Source organism: Pedobacter metabolipauper, from assembly GCF_004362715.1.
In the GTDB taxonomy this organism is placed as follows: Bacteria; Bacteroidota; Bacteroidia; order Sphingobacteriales; family Sphingobacteriaceae; genus Pedobacter; species Pedobacter metabolipauper.
This window is the reverse complement of sequence record NZ_SNYC01000004.1, coordinates 14,994-31,279: the sequence shown is the minus strand read 5'-3', so window position 1 is coordinate 31,279 and position 16,286 is coordinate 14,994. Positions and strand designations below refer to the sequence as shown.

Below are 16,286 nucleotides of genomic sequence, written 5' to 3'. Positions count from 1 at the left end.
ATTAAATACGGCTCAATTCTATTGGTAAGATGTTCACCTCTAATAAAAAGCCATACCCGTTTCCGGATATGGCTTGTAAATTAATGGGTTGATATATGATTACTGCTTCGCAGGTGCAATATCTATAATTACAGTCCTGTTATAGAACCGCTCTTCCGGACGGTTGTTCTCAAAAGGAGAACGATCCGTTGCTTCGCCGAAACCATTGGTCTCAAACTTCACATTGGTTTTTCCTGCTTTAGTCAATGCAGTTTCAATGATCTGCTGCGCTTCTTTAGCTCTTTTCAATGATAATTCATAATTGTAATCTTCCGGGCCAACTATATCAGTATGGCCGTGGATGATCACTGTAGATCCATCAGTAATCAGCGGTGTTACCACATTGATTAAGAACTGCTCATAAGTAGCAATGGTATTGGCCTTATTAAAGTTAAACAAGATGCTGTAACGCATACCGGTTTCTAACAATTCCTGCTGTGCATCTAAATGAACGTTACTTTCTTTTCTGATCGTTGCGCCGCCTTTAGTGGTACCCAGCATAACCACTTTATAATCTCCTGTTGCATTGCTTCCAAGAATCGTTTTGCCTGGGATACTTTCCTGACCTTTGGTAAAAGGACCAAAATGCTGAACTGTTCCGTTCTGATCAGTCAGGTCTATGGTATAAGATTTAAGCACTTCATTGGCCTTCTCTACCGTAAAGATCACATGGCTGTCTGTAGGGTCAGATTGGGTAGCACTAATCTGTATAGGTTTCATCATGTCGCCACCCACTTCCATCATCAGTTCCGGAGAGCTGCTTTGAATGTCAACCCTGCGGTCACCAGATCTAAGCAAGGTAAGCTCTTTGGTTCCTCCGGGTTGTTCAGAAGGGATCAGCGGTTTAGTACGGCCGTTAGTAGCAATTCTCGTATCCTGGATGCCAAAGGTCTCTACCAGGTATTTCTTGATGGAAACTGCAAACGATCTGCCTTCAGCAGGGCCTTTTAAAGATGCACCACTCAATGTGATAGAAGAAGATGGGTTAGCCCGCATCCTATCACCAATAATATTAATTACATTATAATAAACAGCTAACTGTCTTGCAGAACGGCCAGCGCTGTTCTCTGCACTTTCCTGCTGTAACTGTTCTTCTTTAAAGCCAGTGGCCTGGTCTTTTGACAACGTGATATATCGTGAAGGAACCTGAGCAGAACCTTCATCAAAAAATACATAATTAAGCAGGGGCAATGTTTCTGTAACCATACGTTTTACCAGGATGGCCTTAGGCGCACGAACAGCAAAATTAACATCAGCTACCGGAATTACTGCCGGCACGGTTTCTTCTTTTTCAATAGCTTTCTTGCCTTTACCAAGCTTAAGGGCAATACCTGCTCTAACGGTGGTCATAGACCAGCTTTCTATGTTTCTAACATCCTGTCCAAAATAAGGATGGTATGACACAAATGGCGAGATTACAAATTTAGTGGTACTCGTTTTCGACGACATCTGAATGTCGTAACCCATACCCACTTGTCCGGAGATCAGTGTTTTGCGCATTTCACTAAACTCAGCATCTGTATTCGCTTGTTTAAGCTGGGTATAGTTAAAATCTTTCTGCAGGTTTAAACCCACTCTTGGGCCGGCAAAAAGGTAAAAGTTGCCACCACCCGGACTAAACCGAAGACTAGGTTCTATGGTTAGGTAACTGGTATTTGTTTTTAAGGTAGCCGGGCAATTACATGGCGCAACTACATCTTTAAACTTTCCACCGCGACCATCGTAGCCCAGGTTAAGCGCTCCTCCCCAGATGCTTCCTGGACGGTATTCAACCAGGATGGAACCGAAGGGACGTACGCCGTCGCCTTTATGAAATGCAGTAGGTACAAGCAGCGAGTTATTTAGCTTTTGGGTAGTACCATCGAAGAAATTCCCGTTGGCAGCTCCGGATATACCGAACCACCAGGTAGGCTGACCAGTTTGCGCCTTTACATTGATTTGTACAAGCAGCAGCATCAGGCAGCAGATAATCGTTTTTTGCATGGTTTTATTTATGGGTAACATAGATTTTTAAATTAATTTGGTGATTAAGGTTGAACAACTGTAGCCGCATTTAAAGTAACTGCAGTCTGGGCCAATAATTTACCCGTAACTTTAGCACCCGTGTTTAAAGAGATCAGGGTTTTACTCATAATGATCCCGCTTACATCAGCATTCGTTCCGAGTGTAGCCTGTCCGGTAACTATCCAGAAGATGTTCTTGGCCTGTGCACCACCCAATAAGGTAATTTTAGCGCTGTTGTTAATGATAAGGTCTTGTGAAATCTGGAATACCCAGGTGTCATTTGGTCCGCCGGTTAAGGTAACGCCAGCATTGGAGACCAATACACTCGTAGCCCATTTGTACAGCCCCGGAGGCAAGATCCTTCCGCTAATATCGCCTGCATAGATGCCAACAATCGGAGCCGGTGTAACCAGACCATTTGCAGTAGTAAATGCAGTTTCCATATCACTTACGGCCCTCGTCATCTTAGCCGGAGTTGGTGCTGCGTAATCTGATGCATACACTTTACCGGTTACAATTGGTGTTTGTGAAGATTCTCCGTTGGTATCCATGATCAGTCCAAAGCCTGTAATGGCTGTAGCTGCTGCCGGGCTCACCCCAATATCACCTGCTAATGAAGTGATGCCAGTGGTAGAAATTCCTGTTTTAGTCAGGATCCCAAAATCACCTGCTGTACCAAGGTTAATTGGCAATGGGCCTACGGGTAAGAGGGTAAAGTTAGCAGTGATGGTCTTGTTTGAAGTCATCAGTACCGTTAATGGATTTATAATTCCAGAAGCATTGCCGCTCCATGAACTAAATACATAACCTGCGGCAGGTGTGGCTGTAAGAATCACGGCAGTACCGTAATTGTAGGTAGCCTGTGTTGAACTCCTCGTTACCGTACCGTTTTGCGCAATTACAGTTAACGTAAAGGTGCTGATGGTAAAGTTGGCAACAAACGTTCTGTTTGAGGCTAAGGCGAAGGTATAGTTCGGACTGGTAGAAACTACTAATCCTGTTCCTTTGTCCGTCCAGCTGGTAAAGGTATATCCGGTATTTACGGCTGCGGTAATGGTTACCGAAGTTCCGGAAGGGTAAGAACCTTCACCGTCTGTTGTTCCTCCGGCAGCAGGGCTTGATGATAAGATCACCGCAAACTGAGAAGCAGGGATCAACCGGTAATTGGCTACCAGGGTCCGGTTAGATGCAATTACAAACTGGAAGCTTGAGCTTGTAGAAGCTATAGCTCCATTCTCTGTCCAGTTAACAAATGTATAACCAGCATTTGCGGTAGCCGTAATGGTTACCGGTGTTCCAACTACATAAGAACCAGATCCGGTTGTTATTCCGCCAGCAGCAGGGCTTGATGAAAGGTTTACTGCAAAACTTCCGGGAGGAATAACGGTAAAGTTGGCTACAAGCGCTTTGTTACCGGCCATAGTAAACTGGAAACTCGGACTGGTAGATGCCACCGTTCCATTTTCTGTCCAGCTGGTAAAGGTGTAACCCGCACTTGGCGTAGCTACAACCGTAGCCGATGATCCTTGTGCAAAAGAGCCTGCACCAGTTACAGTACCGCCTATTGCAGGATCTACTGATAGGCTAACCGCAGGAATCGTGGTAAAGCTCCATACGTAATTATCAACCATGGCCGTATGAAGAATATCTTCAGCGCCTGTAGTTACCGTACCAGAGTAAACAACAAATGGAAGCAATGCTGTAGTGGGTAGAAACGTAAATGTTTTTGCATCTGTGGTTGCAGCTAATGTACCGGCAATTACTGTTGTACCTTGTTTAATGGTAACGGTATTGCTGTTAATGGTAGCCGGATCCATGTCTGTATTAAATGTAATAGAGATCAGTTTGTTTAGTGCAACATCAACTGCTTTATCCATTGGGTCGGTAGAAACCACAACCGGACAAACGCCTATGATCTCCCCTTCGAAATCGTCTTTTTTACAGCTTGTTACCAAGGCAGCAAACAGAACAAAAGCAGAAAACAGGATGGTAAATGTTTTAGAAAAATGCGGGGGCAGACGCAACGAATTAATACCCGTAGATAAAGTAATTTTTTTTCTCATTATAGATTTGGAGTTTTTCAATTGCAAGGCAGTTTGCAAAGCAGATGCCATCATAAAGCTCTAAAGTTTTCTATTTCAGAAAGTTATTGAAAGGCCGTGTAGTATTATTGAAATGCAGGAGGAATAGTGCAAATGATACAGGTAATACAATTAATTAAGCAATTAATTAATTTTTAGAGATATAAATTGAATAATTGATAATCATAATAAATTAAATATAAAATTTATTTATGATCTGTTTAAAGGAGGATGTGTCGTTTTTCAACTAAACATCAAATAAATAGGCCTTTATTTGATGTTTGCCTTGGATTACAGTAATTTTGCTGTTACAGTAACGGAGAAAGAAGCCTGGCCAATTTTTCTGGAAGTTGTTTGTATAAAGGTCGCTTTAGCCAGTGTTCAGGAAGGATTTGAGTCGCGTCTTTCAAGTCGGCATCAAACACCTGCTGCAGCTGCACAGCTATCTCGCTATCGTATAAAATAGTATTCACTTCAAAGTTCAGCTCAAAGCTGCGAAAGTCCATATTAGCGGTTCCAACAACGGCAAGCTGCTGGTCTACTACCATTGTCTTGGCATGGATAAATCCTTTCTGGTACAGGTAAATTTCAATACCGGCATCCAGCAGGTCTATGTAATAAGAACGGGCAGCCCAGTTTACAAACACAGAATCAGACTTTCCGGGAACCAGTAGCTTAACCTTAACCCCGCTTAATGCGGCAATGGTTAGTGCATCGAGCATGCTTTCGCCAGGGATAAAATAGGGCGATGTGATGCATATTTCTTTCTCGGCCAAATTGATGGCTTCTATGATAGATAGGAGGATGGTAGGTGTTTCAGAATCCGGCCCGCTTGCCGCTATTTGCAGAACGGCATCACTTTCCTGGTTTGAATTGAGGCAAAAAAGATCTTCATCCGGATCAATCTGCTGTTCAGAGCAGAAATTCCAGTCGCCAATAAACAGGTATTGCAGGTAATACGTTCCCGGGCCGTCAATGCGGATGTGCGTGTCCCGCCAATACAGCTGGTTTTCTGCATCATCTCCATAATTGATATAATTATCACTTACATTAATACCACCTGTAAAAGCGGTACAGCCATCAATGATGATTATTTTACGATGGTTGCGGTAATTCAGGCGGTTGGCAAAAGGGAGAAATAAGATCCTGTAAAAAGGAGATGCCTGTACGCCTGCTTTTTTTAATTCGGGAACGAGTTTGCTGCGAATGGAGCGACTGCCAAAGTCATCATATATAAAACGGACAGTAACGCCTGCCGTTGCTTTTTCAATCAGGATATCTTTGATCTCATTACCAATCTTATCATCTTCAAAAATATAGTACTCTATGTGAATGTGATGTTGTGCAGATCTTAACGCACTTAATACTTCTTCAAATTTATGTTCACCATTGATCAGCAATTTCACCTTGTTTCCGCCAGATAATGGGCTCCAGCTATCTTTTAGCAGAAAGCGGGCAAGTTTCTTAAAGCGGATCATTTCATTGGGGCCATGTTCCAATGCCTTTTCAGAAACAAGGGTAATCTGTTGCTGAACCCGGGTTAACAGATCTGCATCCTGTATAATCTTTTTGGAGTAGAGCTTATTCTTACGGTAATTGATGCCTACAGAAAAATAGATGATCATTCCCAGAATGGGTAAAAAGACAGTGAGCATCAGGTAGGCGAGTGTCTTTGTCGTGGAACGGGTTTCATAAACGATCCGCAGACAAACGGCCGCTACAATTAAGCCATAAAAAATTTCCAGGACAATTATCCAATTCATAGATCTCAATGAGATTGTTTAAATGCCGTAATATATGTAAAAAGTAACCGAATGATTAGTATATTCACCATAATTATTAATACAAGAGGTAATTCTGATACCTCTATTTCTGCTCAGGTTTAATTAACGTTATCGAGATGAAATTTATAAAAATTGTAGGCGCTACACTTTTAGTATTTATTCTAAAGTCAAATATAGCGGCTCAAGAAGCACTGCCTATTGAGAGGGTAATCAGTATCTTAACCAAAGGTTCGGAAAAAGTCTCAGAATCATATATAAAGGCCACTGGCCTTGCAGATAAACCTTATAATAAAATCAGATTCTAAATTTGGGGAGATTTATAAGATTGGAAATGCACTAGTGAAATAAATGCATTGTTAGCTGAAGTTGGCGAAACTCATTTGGAAGGTCATAAAAAAGCAAGTGATATAACAACAGCGGGGTCTGAGCCAGCTTTTTACAAAGCTGAGATTAAATATTTAAATACTTGTAAAGCTTGGATTGGACAATCTGAGTATGATGAATCTGACATAGGAAATATAACGGTATTAGCTGTTAATAAGCAAACAGTAAAGTAGTAAGCGTTGTAATATCATATCATAAGGGAGAAAGAGATGGTGCGTTAAAAATACTAGATTCTATACTGCAGAATATTAAAACTGTAATTTGATTAATTGAATTATTGTTGTGTCGGAAAATTACGGGCTTCATTAAACATCGCGAAAAGTAAATTCTGATTGTACTGTTTTTAAGTTAATTTTTTACTTTTTTAAATATGAAACTTATAAAAATAATAAACCTTCTCCTCGTAGCATTGATGCTAAATTATAAGGCGATAAGTCAAGAGATTAGCAATTTAAAAGATATAATTAGCTTTAGTTTACCAAAGGGCGCTAAGAAAATATCAATTTTGGGTAATGATTCGTCTGAATTAAAAGAATTTAAAGATTTAGATGTAAAGCTGAACGATAAAAAAATCGAGTATTATACTATTGATAAAGCATTATTAAGATTAAATGCATCAGGAGAAAAAGTGAAGTCCAATCTTTTGGAGGAACGTAAAGAATCACTTGATCAGTTGTTTATAGAATATTCAGGTTATTACAAGTCCGAATTAAAAGTTATAGTAAATACTAAATTTTTAGTACTACAATCTGAATCTAAAAGATCTGTCAATGGGAAATTGACTTTTTATGGAGTTAATAGAGCTAATGATAAACTTGTCTCTGGTGTACTCTGTTATAAAAAAACAGAAAGGGCAAGCATTTTAAAGACGTTAGCATCTATATTAGAAAATATAAACTTTAGGAAGTAAGTATTTTATTATGTCTTCTTATAGAAGGCGCTGGCTTGGTTTGTTAATTTGCTAAACATTTTATAATTATGAAAATTATACAAACAGTAGTAGTGATAATCATAGTGTTTATCATGAATTTCAACGGACTTGCCCAAGAGCAGATACCTATAAAAAGTGTAATCAGTAGTTTGCCTAAAGGTTCTGAAAGGATATTCGAATTGAAAACAATCAATATTGCCGTCGCCCGTAATCCAATAATTCACTCCAATTCTAAGGTCGGCGAAATTTACAAAATTGGAAATGTTCTTGTGAAAATAAATGCAGCGTCAGGCAAAATGAGCGAAGATCATTTGGAAGAAACTAAAAAATCAATGGATTATCAATATCGAGGATTAAATCCGGCTTTTTACAAATCTGATATTAACTTTATAAGTAATTATAAAGTTTGGATTAGGCAGTCAGAATTTAGTTCTGCTGATATAGGAGAGATAATGACGTCGGTTGTGAATAAAACAAGCAATAAGATAGTAGTTGTTGTAATGTCCTATGAAAAAAGAGAGAGGGAGATTGCCTTGAAAACATTAGATTCTATACTTCAGAACATTAAGATGTAATTATATTATTCTAACAAGGAAAAATTTCAAAAATGTCAATTCAAATCCTTGCTTACCTTAACTGATTGTGAACATGAAACTTATTAAAATATTAAACTTATTGATTATTGTTTTAATGCTAAATTTTAATGCTTTAGGACAAGAAGTAGAAGTGCCCTTAAAGAATGTATCCAGTTTTAACCTGCCAAAAGGTGCTAAAAAGCTGTCTCGCTCTGTTGTTGATTCATCGGATTTAATTAATTATAAGGAATCAAAAATACGTAGTAACGATAAAACCAGTATATATTATTCCGTCGACAAAACTGTGTTGCAATTAAATGGGTTTAAAGGTAAAGTCCCGTCTAATTATTTAGAACAACGAATGGAATATTTTGATCTTCTATTTTCCGAATATTCAGGATCTTATAGGTCTGAATACAGAGTTCTGAATGCACGTAAATTTTTAATTATTCATTATGATTCAAAGCACTCTAAAAATGGAAGGATCGATTTCTACGGTGTTAATAAGTTGAACGATAAAACTGTTTCCGGGGCAATTTATTATAGGAAGGCTGAGAAAGCAGATGTATTGAAAACATTAGAGTCCATTTTGGAAAATATTAAAATTTAGAAAGTAGGATACTATTGTGTATTCTATAGAAGAAGCTGACTGGTTTGTTAATTAGGTAACCATTTTATAATTATGAAACATATACAAACAGTAGCTACGATAATTATAATATTTATCATGAATCTAAATGGAGTTGCCCAAGAGCAGATACCTATAAAAAGTGTAATCAGTAGTTTGCCTAAAGGTTCTGAAAAAGCATCAGAATCAAATATGAAAAACATGGGACTTACTGATCCTCGCTATTCAGTAATTAGATCGGATTCTAAGGTTGGGGAGCTTTATAAAATTGGAAATACGTTAGTAAAAATAAATGCAGTGTCAGGTAAAGTGGGCGAAACCCATTTGGAGGATACTAAAAATTCAAGTGATGGCACAAGTATACGATCAAGACCGGCTTTTTATAAATCTGAAATTAAATATATAAATGATTATAAAATTTGGATTATGCAAGCTGAATATGATCGGACGGATATAGGGAGTATATTGACATTGGCGGTGAACAAAACAAACAATAAAGTTGTAAGTGTGGCAATATCCTATTACAAATGAGAAAGAGATAGTGCCTTGAAGATACTGGATTCTATGTTGCAGAATACTAAACTGTAATCCTTATAGATTCGGTTTAGTATTTTGCAATTGGCTTCAATATAACATTAGATTTGGTATGTGGCATTGAATGTTTGATGTCTCCAAACTAAAGTGATCCGTTATTGTTGTCTTATTCGATTATAAAATCTACGCTTTAATTAAGACCTTAATAAATTGAAACACAAAACACGCATTGCTATTCTTGGTGGCGGGCCTAGCGGCTTATTTATGTATAAAAGGTTTGTAGATTCTGGCAGAACGGATCTTATCCTGGATATTTTTGAAAGAAAGACACAACTTGGTTCTGGTATGCCGTATAGCGGAGAAGGTGCCAATGATGAGCACATTACCAATGTATCCGGCAATGAAATACCAGAACTGGTTACCTCCGTTGCCGAATGGGTCCACACGGTTCCGGTAGATATCCTTAACCGCTTTCGGATAGACCCCGACCATTTTAATGATTATAAGGTGATGCCGCGCCTGCTTTTTGGAATGTACCTGTCTGCACAGTTTAACTTACTACAGCAACAGGCTGAAAAAGTAGGGATTCAAACCAATATATATTTGAACAGCCCTGTGACTGATATTATCGATTACGCGGAACAAAACCGTGTATCGGTGGAGGTAAATGGTCAGAAGCCAGATGAAAGCGGAGATCATGAAGAACGCGCATATGATCATGTAGTCATTTGTACGGGTCACAACTGGCCGTTTAAACATGAGGGCATTATTCCTGGTTATTACGACTCTCCTTATCCACCAGCTAAATTGGCTCAAAAACTGAATCACCCGATAGCCATTAAAGGTTCATCGCTTACCGCAATAGATGCAATTCGCACACTTGCCCGCAGTAATGGAAACTTTAACACGGATAATGCTGGCAAAGTAACTTACAAACTGACAGATGACAGTGCAGATTTCAGGCTGGTTATGCATTCCAGGAACGGGATGTTGCCCGCAATCCGCTTTCACCTGGAAGATCCGCATTTGTTAAAGGATTCATTGCTGGGCCGTGAAGAGATCGAAGCCAACCGGGCAGAGCATGAAGGTTTCCTGTCGCTTGATTTTGTATTTGAACGGAACTTCAAGGATTTATTCCGCGATAAAGAACCGGGATTTTATGAGCAGATCAAAGACATGGACCTGGAGACGTTTGTAGATGCCATGATGGAATTACGTGAGCGGGTAGAACCTTTTCAATTGTTTAAGGCGGAATATGCAGAAGCAGAAAAATCCATCAAACGTAAAGAATCTGTTTACTGGAAAGAGATGCTTGCCGTACTCAGTTTTGCCATGAACTACCCGGCAAAATACTTGTGTGCAGAAGATATGCAAAGGCTTCAAAAAGTGTTGATGCCACTAATCTCTATCGTTATTGCCTTTATTCCTCAAAGTTCGGTACAGGAGATGCTGGCATTGTACGATGCGGGTATACTGGATATTGTTCCTGTAGGTGATGATAGTGATGCCGAGCCTAAAACAGAAGGCGGGGTAGTTTATCACTATATTGATGAAAGCGGAAAAAAGCAATCTCCATATTTTAAAACCTTTGTGGATTGTGTAGGCCAGCCGCATCTGTCCTTTGAAGAGTTGCCCTATAAAAGTTTATTGTCGCGCAAAACCGTTAGTCCGGCGCGGTTAAAGTTCAAAATCGCCAAAGCTGGTATAGAAGCTAAGGAGAACGGAAATAAAAATGTAGAAAGCGATGATAAAGGAAATTATTATCTTAGGGTTCCGGGAATCACAATTAATGATAACTTTCAGGCCGTTGATGAATACAATGCATTAAATGAACGCGTTTATATTATGGCTGTGCCCTATATAGGCGGATACAACCCGGATTATTCCGGACTGGATTTTTGCGAAGCAGCCTCGGCCGCAATTGTTAAAAGTATACTAAACTATGAGCACATTACCACAATCCCCAACTAACCTTAAGCTGTACCTTTTATTGCTGGGCTCAAAAGCGCCTAAGAGAAATGTTGAACAACATGACTACTTTTTTGGGATCGGCAGCTCATTAAAAGAGCTTATTCCGGAAATTAAGGCATTTTGGCCTGAGGCTGGCAACAGCATCCATTTAGACGGCTGGCGCGAAATAAATACTGTAGATGGTTATGAGATCAAAGTTATATTAAAGGAACAAGCTCCGGTTTTATCTGATAAGAAGCTGTTCTTTATTAACCTCGGCGGTTACCAAACCAATAAGCTGGAGGAACAGCATTATACCATTTTAACCGTGCAGGAAAATCGCGCATTGGCCATTCAGGATGCAAAGAAAACCCTGTTTTTTAAATCCAATACCATTAAAGGTGCCAACTCGCACATTGATGAAAAGTATGGGGTCGATGTAGACGATATCTATAAAATAGAAGAGATATTAAATCCGGCGCACAAAGAAAAGTACCACATTCAGATTACCCCATCTGCTGGTTTGCCTGAAGATGAGATCCACCTTGGGTATTTTAAACTCGATAAACTGTGAGGATGTTATGATTATTATAAGCTAATATACTTTTTTTCAAATTAAAATTCAGGCTAAAATTTCCTATTGGTTAATTGTATTTGACCAGCTTGTTTCCAGTCTATAACCAGTATATGTTCAGAGGTTGTTCAGTCGGGACTGGTAAACAATTGCTGGTGATCTGGTTAAATAATCCCAGGCATTTTCTTTAAAGTAGACATGTGTGGCGGTGACGTGTAAAACAAATTGATAATCAGTATGTTGTTGTTTTAAATAATAATTAAAATTTAAAATTATGGCACGGATTAAAAATGGAATACTCGGTGGAGTACAAGGATGCATAGGTGATGTAGAAGGTTTTATTAGAAACGGTGAAGCCTTTATCAGGAAGAGAAAGAAAAAATCTACCGTACCGCGTTCAGTAAAGCAATTGGCGAATATGCAGAAGATGAGCGTAATTGGTGAGATGATCCACAGCATGACCTCATTTGTGGCCTTAGGGTTTGAACTTATCTCAAAAAATCAGTCCTTTTCTGCTAATAATGCGGCAAAATCATACCAGCTAAAGCATAGCTTACAGGGTCAATACCCCAATCTGAATATAGATTATGCACAGGTTAGACTGTCTGAAGGGCAACTTCCTGTTGCTGTGAATCCAATAGTGAATCTTATGGATAATGGCGTGCAGTTTAGCTGGGAGATAGATGCTGATCAATCTTATGACCGGGCTACACCCAGGGTTATGTTGTTGGTGTACGCCCCGGCATTAAAGAAATCTTATTATACCCTTAGTGGTGCCCGCAAGAATGCCGGAACTGACTTTATGGAGTTACCAGACTCTTTTAAAGGCCATGAGCTGCATGCTTACATTTCTTTTATCACGGATGATAAAAATGAGATTTCTAACAGTGCGTATGTTGGAAGTATTGGTCCTGCGTTTATTGAAGGGAGAAATGAAGCGGAAGATTCATTTAAAGCCCAAAATGATGATCATAAAGATGTTTTAACTACCAAGTCAATTGAACACAAAGATCTTTTGATACCAGCTATTATAACCATTGATGATATAAAACCAGAGAAAGTAGTTCATACAAAGCCAAATGATAGGTTTGATAAAAGAGCTAAAGCCGTTATGAAAAGAATTAAGAAATAAATACCTAATGCTGTAGCGATTTTGCAGGCAGATGCGTTATATAAATTATAAACGTTTAATTAACCATCTATATGAAAAGAATACTTTTACTGGCTTTTTCAACCGTGCTTTTATTTTCCTGCAAAAAAGATGAATCTTCATTTACCAAAACCATTACCAGGGGAGAAAAATGGGGTATTCGGATCGGAAGTTCGCCTGCTGAGGTTTTTGCCCAGCTTCAGCGTATAGGGCCGGAAAAAAGTTTTAATGAGGTGGGAATTGTGTACAGAAAGCCTTTTTCAAAACCTGAAGACGTAGCGAATTTGTTAGCGTATTATCATGCCATTACTGTAATTACCAATACCGGACGTGTAGACAGGGCAGTTATTGTATTTAGATCAGATAAAGTGACCTACATTAGTGCGGGTGGCGCTTTGCCTGCCGAAGTTGCAAAATGGCCACAAGATCTCCCTGATGAGATTGCGATTCATAAAGATGATCCTGTAAATGAGATCTACGATAAATTACTGGCCATTTACCAGATGCCGGCTTACAGCGGTTATGAACTCGTTTTGCCCGATAAAACCCTGTCTAAGGCTTATGATCCTGACATGGCTAATTATACAGAATGGGCTTTTTCCTTTTCAGAAGTTGTAGATAACGGGATGGGCGGATTGTCTTCTGTAAGGTTGTTTTTTAAAAATGGCAAGTTAAGTTCTATCAAGCATATGTATAATGAGGCGCCCCTGGTTTATGATTAACAGGACAATGGTTTTTACTGTTTTGCAGCATGCAAGATAAAGGAGGCATTTAAAAACCATATTAAGGATTAGCTCCAAATTAGGCGGTTTGTTAACATAATGATAATTTTATGTTATTTAAAAGTTACCATAACTTTACGGAATGCAATTTCCTACATACATTGTTTACGAACTGCTTATCCGTTTACAAGAACTCAATCCATTGGTAGGAGACTATCTTTCCTTTAAAAATTTACAAACTGGAATTTATCTACGCACTACTACAGGCAGCATAGAGATCCCTGAGGCTATACTTTCTATGCAGTTTCATGATCCTGGAAGCATCAAAAGATCTGAGATCATTTCTTTGCTAACTTCCTTTCAGTTAAACAATCCGCTAGACTGATAGGTAATTCTATGGGCTGCACCATTGTTTACAAAAGCTTAATATGTCTTTGTAAACCATTGCCTTACCAGCTTGTTATTGGTAACTAAGGCGTATGCCAGCTATAGTAGCTATGAAATTTAAACACGTTTATTTTATTATTAATCCAGCTTCCGGTAAGGAGGAGCCTATCTTGTCTTACATTAACCGTGTTTTGGATGGCAGCGGCATAGAATGGGATGTTGCCATTACTAAAAAGAACAAAAGTGCTGGCGATATTGCGCGTGAGCTGATTGGAAAAACGGATCTGATTGCAGTGTATGGCGGCGATGGTTGCGTAACGGAAGTGGCAGCGGCACTACATGGCACAAAGATGCCCATGGCCATTATTTCTGGCGGAACCGCAAATGTGATGGCTAAGGAGCTTGGAATTCCGTTAGATACCGAATCGGCCATAGAGGTATTAATTGGTGAAGGCGGAACATTGAGATCAATCGATATGGGGCTGCTGGACGATCAGCCCTTTGTGCTCCGTATAAACATGGGAATTATGGCCGACATGGTATTGCAGGCAGACCGCAGTCTGAAAGAAAATATGGGGCAGTTGGCTTATGGCATTACTGCAGTTAAAACCATCGGCAATGCAGAACCTCTCCTTTATAAAATGGAAATTGATGGACAGCTTTTTGAGGAGACGGCTGTCTCGCTCACTGTAACCAATTCTGGCCATATAGGAATTGGTGATTTCTCCTTACAGCCGGGCATTAGTATTACCGATGGGCTGCTGGATGTGGTGCTTCTTAAAGATGCCGGTTTGGTCTCCTTACTTAAAGTTGCAGGCAGCACGCTGCTTCATACCGAAACCGAAGCGGTGATGCACTGGCAGTGTAAACGGATTGTGATCACCATGCCTGAAACGCAAAATTTTATCTGCGATGACCGCGAGGTGTCCGCCAAAAAGATAAGTATCGAAGTGGTTCCCTCTTCTATTCAAATTTTAGTACCTGTAAAGACCAGTTAAATATATGTTTACAAAAATTAGAAGTATCCTAACGCTGGTCGTTATTTTCTTTCATAAGGTATACGATAATTTATACCGTGTTATTGCTGGTCTGCCTACACTTAAACGAAGCCAGATCACTGCAGATCTTTTTCTTGGAAGCCAGTATAATTTAGTGGGTTTAAGAAAACTTAAGGCATTGGGTGTAACTGCTATTATTAATATGCGGATCCATTCAGTTTACAGTGAGGCACAGTATGAGGGGTTTAGCTATCTGCATTTGCCAACTGAAGACAATACGCCACCGGATCTGGAAGTGCTGATGCGTGGAGCTGATTTTGCAGATAAGCAAGTTAAAAAAGGCGGAAAGGTATATATCCATTGCAGGCAGGGGCTTGGCCGCGGGCCGACTATGGCCATTGCTTATCTGATTAAAACCGGATTAACTTTTGAGGATGCCTTTGCGCTGGTAAAAAAGGTAAGAACGTTTATTAATCCCCGTAAAGGGCAGCGCGAGCGGCTAAAGGAGTTTGAGCAATATCTTTTAAAAAGTAAAAAGCCCTGACATCCATCATGGCTTTTCTTATCAACTAACCTAAACTTTATAAATACTAACCAAATATTTATGCCACAAAACTAAGGTCGTGCTGTTAACGGTTTGTTAGTTTGCTGTTATGAAATAGGTCAGGTTATAGTTTAAAAGTTGTTACAAATTATACTGTACCTGTTCATCGGTATAATATGTTTTTCTGCCGCCAATTTTATCGATTTTGATCTCATGACCAGTAGGGCTATGCTTCAGATCCGGATTGTGAATTTTTAAGAAATCTTTAACCTCTGCATTAAAGCTGTCTGGAATGGCCCTGGTAAGCTGCATGATTTCTTTTCGGAGCACTTCTTCTATCCCCTGGTAAAGATCTTTAACCTTTTTTTCCGGAATGGCTTTGGCAATAGAAAAAGGAGAGATCCTGGTGTGCCACAGGATTTCGTCTGCATAGGTGTTTCCGATACCGCGGATCAAATGCTGATCCATGAGTAATGTTTTGATCTGGATCTTCTTTTTTGACAGCAGTTCTTTTAAATAGGTGATGGTAAAATCTTTTGATAATGCATCTGGTACTTCAGATGGTTCCGGATTAAGGGTTGGCGTGGCCATTTTCTGAAAATCTGTTAAGGCGAAGCTATTGTCGCCTTTAAAATGAAATTCGATGATCCTGAACTTAACCTGGTCATCTTTCTCAACCAGCCTGATCTCTCCGTGTAACATTAAATGTAGCCCGAGTACGTTGCCCCCGCCAAAATGCAATTGCATGGTTTTACCTTCCCGAAGCACAGCCTGCAGCTGGTGACCTTCAAGGGCTTCTTTCAACTCGGTTTCAGATACGTTTAGTCTTTTAGGAACAATAACTTCCAGCTTTTCGAGGGTCTTGTTCTTAAAACGTTTCTCCAGGTTTACAGCAAATATTTCCAGGTCGGGTAGTTCGGGCATGTTCAGTCGTGTTTTGAGATCAGGTATTAGATTTCACATAAATTAACAGCAGGCTGAGGTATATTGTTTAGGTCATT

Annotated in this window: 17 protein-coding genes; 13 read left to right on the top strand and 4 right to left on the bottom strand. The window is 39.5% G+C overall.

Translation table 11 applies throughout. The features are described from left to right. Positions 1 to 99: 99 nt before the first annotated feature. From ATK78_RS06715 to cls, 3 genes are all read right to left on the bottom strand, one after another. Positions 100 to 2,022: an OmpA family protein gene (locus tag ATK78_RS06715; RefSeq protein WP_243732464.1), complete on the bottom strand. Its 1,923-nt coding sequence runs from the start codon at positions 2,020 to 2,022 to the stop codon at positions 100 to 102. Positions 2,023 to 2,066: 44 nt separating this feature from the next. Further along, positions 2,067 to 4,106 carry an ice-binding family protein gene (locus ATK78_RS06710; RefSeq protein ID WP_166664844.1) on the bottom strand — a complete coding sequence of 680 codons (2,040 nt, stop codon included), beginning with the start codon at positions 4,104 to 4,106 and terminating at the stop codon, positions 2,067 to 2,069. Positions 4,107 to 4,432: 326 nt separating this feature from the next. Beyond that, a complete protein-coding gene (gene cls / locus ATK78_RS06705) occupies positions 4,433 to 5,887 on the bottom strand; it encodes a cardiolipin synthase (protein WP_133575331.1) in 1,455 nt (484 codons plus the stop codon). 137 nt (positions 5,888 to 6,024) lie between these two features. On the opposite strand from cls, the gene ATK78_RS06700 reads away from it, so the two are divergent. The 13 genes from ATK78_RS06700 to ATK78_RS06640 all read left to right on the top strand — a co-directional run bounded on the left by ATK78_RS06700 (position 6,025) and on the right by ATK78_RS06640 (position 15,285). Beyond that, entirely contained in the window at positions 6,025 to 6,213 is a 189-nt protein-coding gene (locus ATK78_RS06700; protein ID WP_133575330.1) for a hypothetical protein, read from the top strand. 48 nt (positions 6,214 to 6,261) lie between these two features. Further along, complete coding sequence (locus ATK78_RS06695) at positions 6,262 to 6,465, top strand: hypothetical protein (RefSeq protein WP_133575329.1); 204 nt, start codon at positions 6,262 to 6,264, stop codon at positions 6,463 to 6,465. 197 nt (positions 6,466 to 6,662) lie between these two features. Next, entirely contained in the window at positions 6,663 to 7,202 is a 540-nt protein-coding gene (locus tag ATK78_RS06690; RefSeq protein WP_133575328.1) for a hypothetical protein, read from the top strand. A gap of 68 nt (positions 7,203 to 7,270) precedes the next feature. Further along, on the top strand, positions 7,271 to 7,798 hold the full coding sequence (locus ATK78_RS06685; protein WP_133575327.1) for a hypothetical protein: 528 nt from the start codon (positions 7,271 to 7,273) through the stop codon (positions 7,796 to 7,798). 73 nt (positions 7,799 to 7,871) lie between these two features. Beyond that, positions 7,872 to 8,408: a hypothetical protein gene (locus tag ATK78_RS06680; protein WP_133575326.1), complete on the top strand. Its 537-nt coding sequence runs from the start codon at positions 7,872 to 7,874 to the stop codon at positions 8,406 to 8,408. Positions 8,409 to 8,480: 72 nt separating this feature from the next. Further along, complete coding sequence (locus ATK78_RS06675; protein ID WP_133575325.1) at positions 8,481 to 8,957, top strand: hypothetical protein; 477 nt, start codon at positions 8,481 to 8,483, stop codon at positions 8,955 to 8,957. Between the two features lie 213 nt (positions 8,958 to 9,170). Next, positions 9,171 to 10,931, top strand: coding sequence for an FAD/NAD(P)-binding protein (locus tag ATK78_RS06670; protein ID WP_133575324.1), 1,761 nt, complete (start codon positions 9,171 to 9,173; stop codon positions 10,929 to 10,931). Beyond that, entirely contained in the window at positions 10,903 to 11,484 is a 582-nt protein-coding gene (locus ATK78_RS06665) for a DUF1543 domain-containing protein (RefSeq protein ID WP_133575323.1), read from the top strand. The genes ATK78_RS06670 and ATK78_RS06665 overlap by 29 nt, the downstream gene beginning before the upstream one ends. A 274-nt stretch (positions 11,485 to 11,758) precedes the next feature. Then, positions 11,759 to 12,616, top strand: coding sequence for a DUF6266 family protein (locus ATK78_RS06660; RefSeq protein WP_133575322.1), 858 nt, complete (start codon positions 11,759 to 11,761; stop codon positions 12,614 to 12,616). A 71-nt stretch (positions 12,617 to 12,687) separates the two neighbouring features. Continuing rightward, the gene (locus tag ATK78_RS06655; protein WP_133575321.1) at positions 12,688 to 13,356 is read left to right on the top strand and encodes a hypothetical protein; all 669 of its coding nucleotides are present in this window, start codon (positions 12,688 to 12,690) and stop codon (positions 13,354 to 13,356) included. Between the two features lie 142 nt (positions 13,357 to 13,498). Next, entirely contained in the window at positions 13,499 to 13,741 is a 243-nt protein-coding gene (locus ATK78_RS06650) for a hypothetical protein (protein WP_133575320.1), read from the top strand. Positions 13,742 to 13,835: 94 nt separating this feature from the next. Continuing rightward, positions 13,836 to 14,741, top strand: a complete 906-nt coding sequence (locus tag ATK78_RS06645) for a diacylglycerol/lipid kinase family protein (protein ID WP_133575319.1) — start codon at positions 13,836 to 13,838, stop codon at positions 14,739 to 14,741. 4 nt (positions 14,742 to 14,745) lie between these two features. Then, entirely contained in the window at positions 14,746 to 15,285 is a 540-nt protein-coding gene (locus ATK78_RS06640; protein ID WP_133575318.1) for a protein-tyrosine phosphatase family protein, read from the top strand. A gap of 141 nt (positions 15,286 to 15,426) precedes the next feature. Here ATK78_RS06640 and ATK78_RS06635 read toward each other — a convergent pair whose 3' ends face one another. Further along, positions 15,427 to 16,209 (bottom strand): Fpg/Nei family DNA glycosylase, encoded by a 783-nt coding sequence (locus ATK78_RS06635; protein ID WP_133575317.1) that lies wholly within the window; start codon positions 16,207 to 16,209, stop codon positions 15,427 to 15,429. Between the last annotated feature and the right edge of the window lie 77 nt (positions 16,210 to 16,286).

Bases quoted from the DNA above. Each gene is read 5' to 3' on its own strand.
- ATK78_RS06715 (WP_243732464.1), bottom strand. From the start codon at position 2,022: ATGCAAAAAACGATTATCTGCTGCCTGATGCTGCTGCTTGTACAAATC.
- ATK78_RS06710 (WP_166664844.1), bottom strand. From the start codon at position 4,106: ATGAGAAAAAAAATTACTTTATCTACGGGTATTAATTCGTTGCGTCTG.
- cls (WP_133575331.1), bottom strand. From the start codon at position 5,887: ATGAATTGGATAATTGTCCTGGAAATTTTTTATGGCTTAATTGTAGCG.
- ATK78_RS06700 (WP_133575330.1), top strand. From the start codon at position 6,025: ATGAAATTTATAAAAATTGTAGGCGCTACACTTTTAGTATTTATTCTA.
- ATK78_RS06690 (WP_133575328.1), top strand. From the start codon at position 6,663: ATGAAACTTATAAAAATAATAAACCTTCTCCTCGTAGCATTGATGCTA.
- ATK78_RS06685 (WP_133575327.1), top strand. From the start codon at position 7,271: ATGAAAATTATACAAACAGTAGTAGTGATAATCATAGTGTTTATCATG.
- ATK78_RS06680 (WP_133575326.1), top strand. From the start codon at position 7,872: ATGAAACTTATTAAAATATTAAACTTATTGATTATTGTTTTAATGCTA.
- ATK78_RS06675 (WP_133575325.1), top strand. From the start codon at position 8,481: ATGAAACATATACAAACAGTAGCTACGATAATTATAATATTTATCATG.
- ATK78_RS06665 (WP_133575323.1), top strand. From the start codon at position 10,903: ATGAGCACATTACCACAATCCCCAACTAACCTTAAGCTGTACCTTTTA.
- ATK78_RS06660 (WP_133575322.1), top strand. From the start codon at position 11,759: ATGGCACGGATTAAAAATGGAATACTCGGTGGAGTACAAGGATGCATA.
- ATK78_RS06655 (WP_133575321.1), top strand. From the start codon at position 12,688: ATGAAAAGAATACTTTTACTGGCTTTTTCAACCGTGCTTTTATTTTCC.
- ATK78_RS06650 (WP_133575320.1), top strand. From the start codon at position 13,499: ATGCAATTTCCTACATACATTGTTTACGAACTGCTTATCCGTTTACAA.
- ATK78_RS06645 (WP_133575319.1), top strand. From the start codon at position 13,836: ATGCCAGCTATAGTAGCTATGAAATTTAAACACGTTTATTTTATTATT.
- ATK78_RS06640 (WP_133575318.1), top strand. From the start codon at position 14,746: ATGTTTACAAAAATTAGAAGTATCCTAACGCTGGTCGTTATTTTCTTT.
- ATK78_RS06635 (WP_133575317.1), bottom strand. From the start codon at position 16,209: ATGCCCGAACTACCCGACCTGGAAATATTTGCTGTAAACCTGGAGAAA.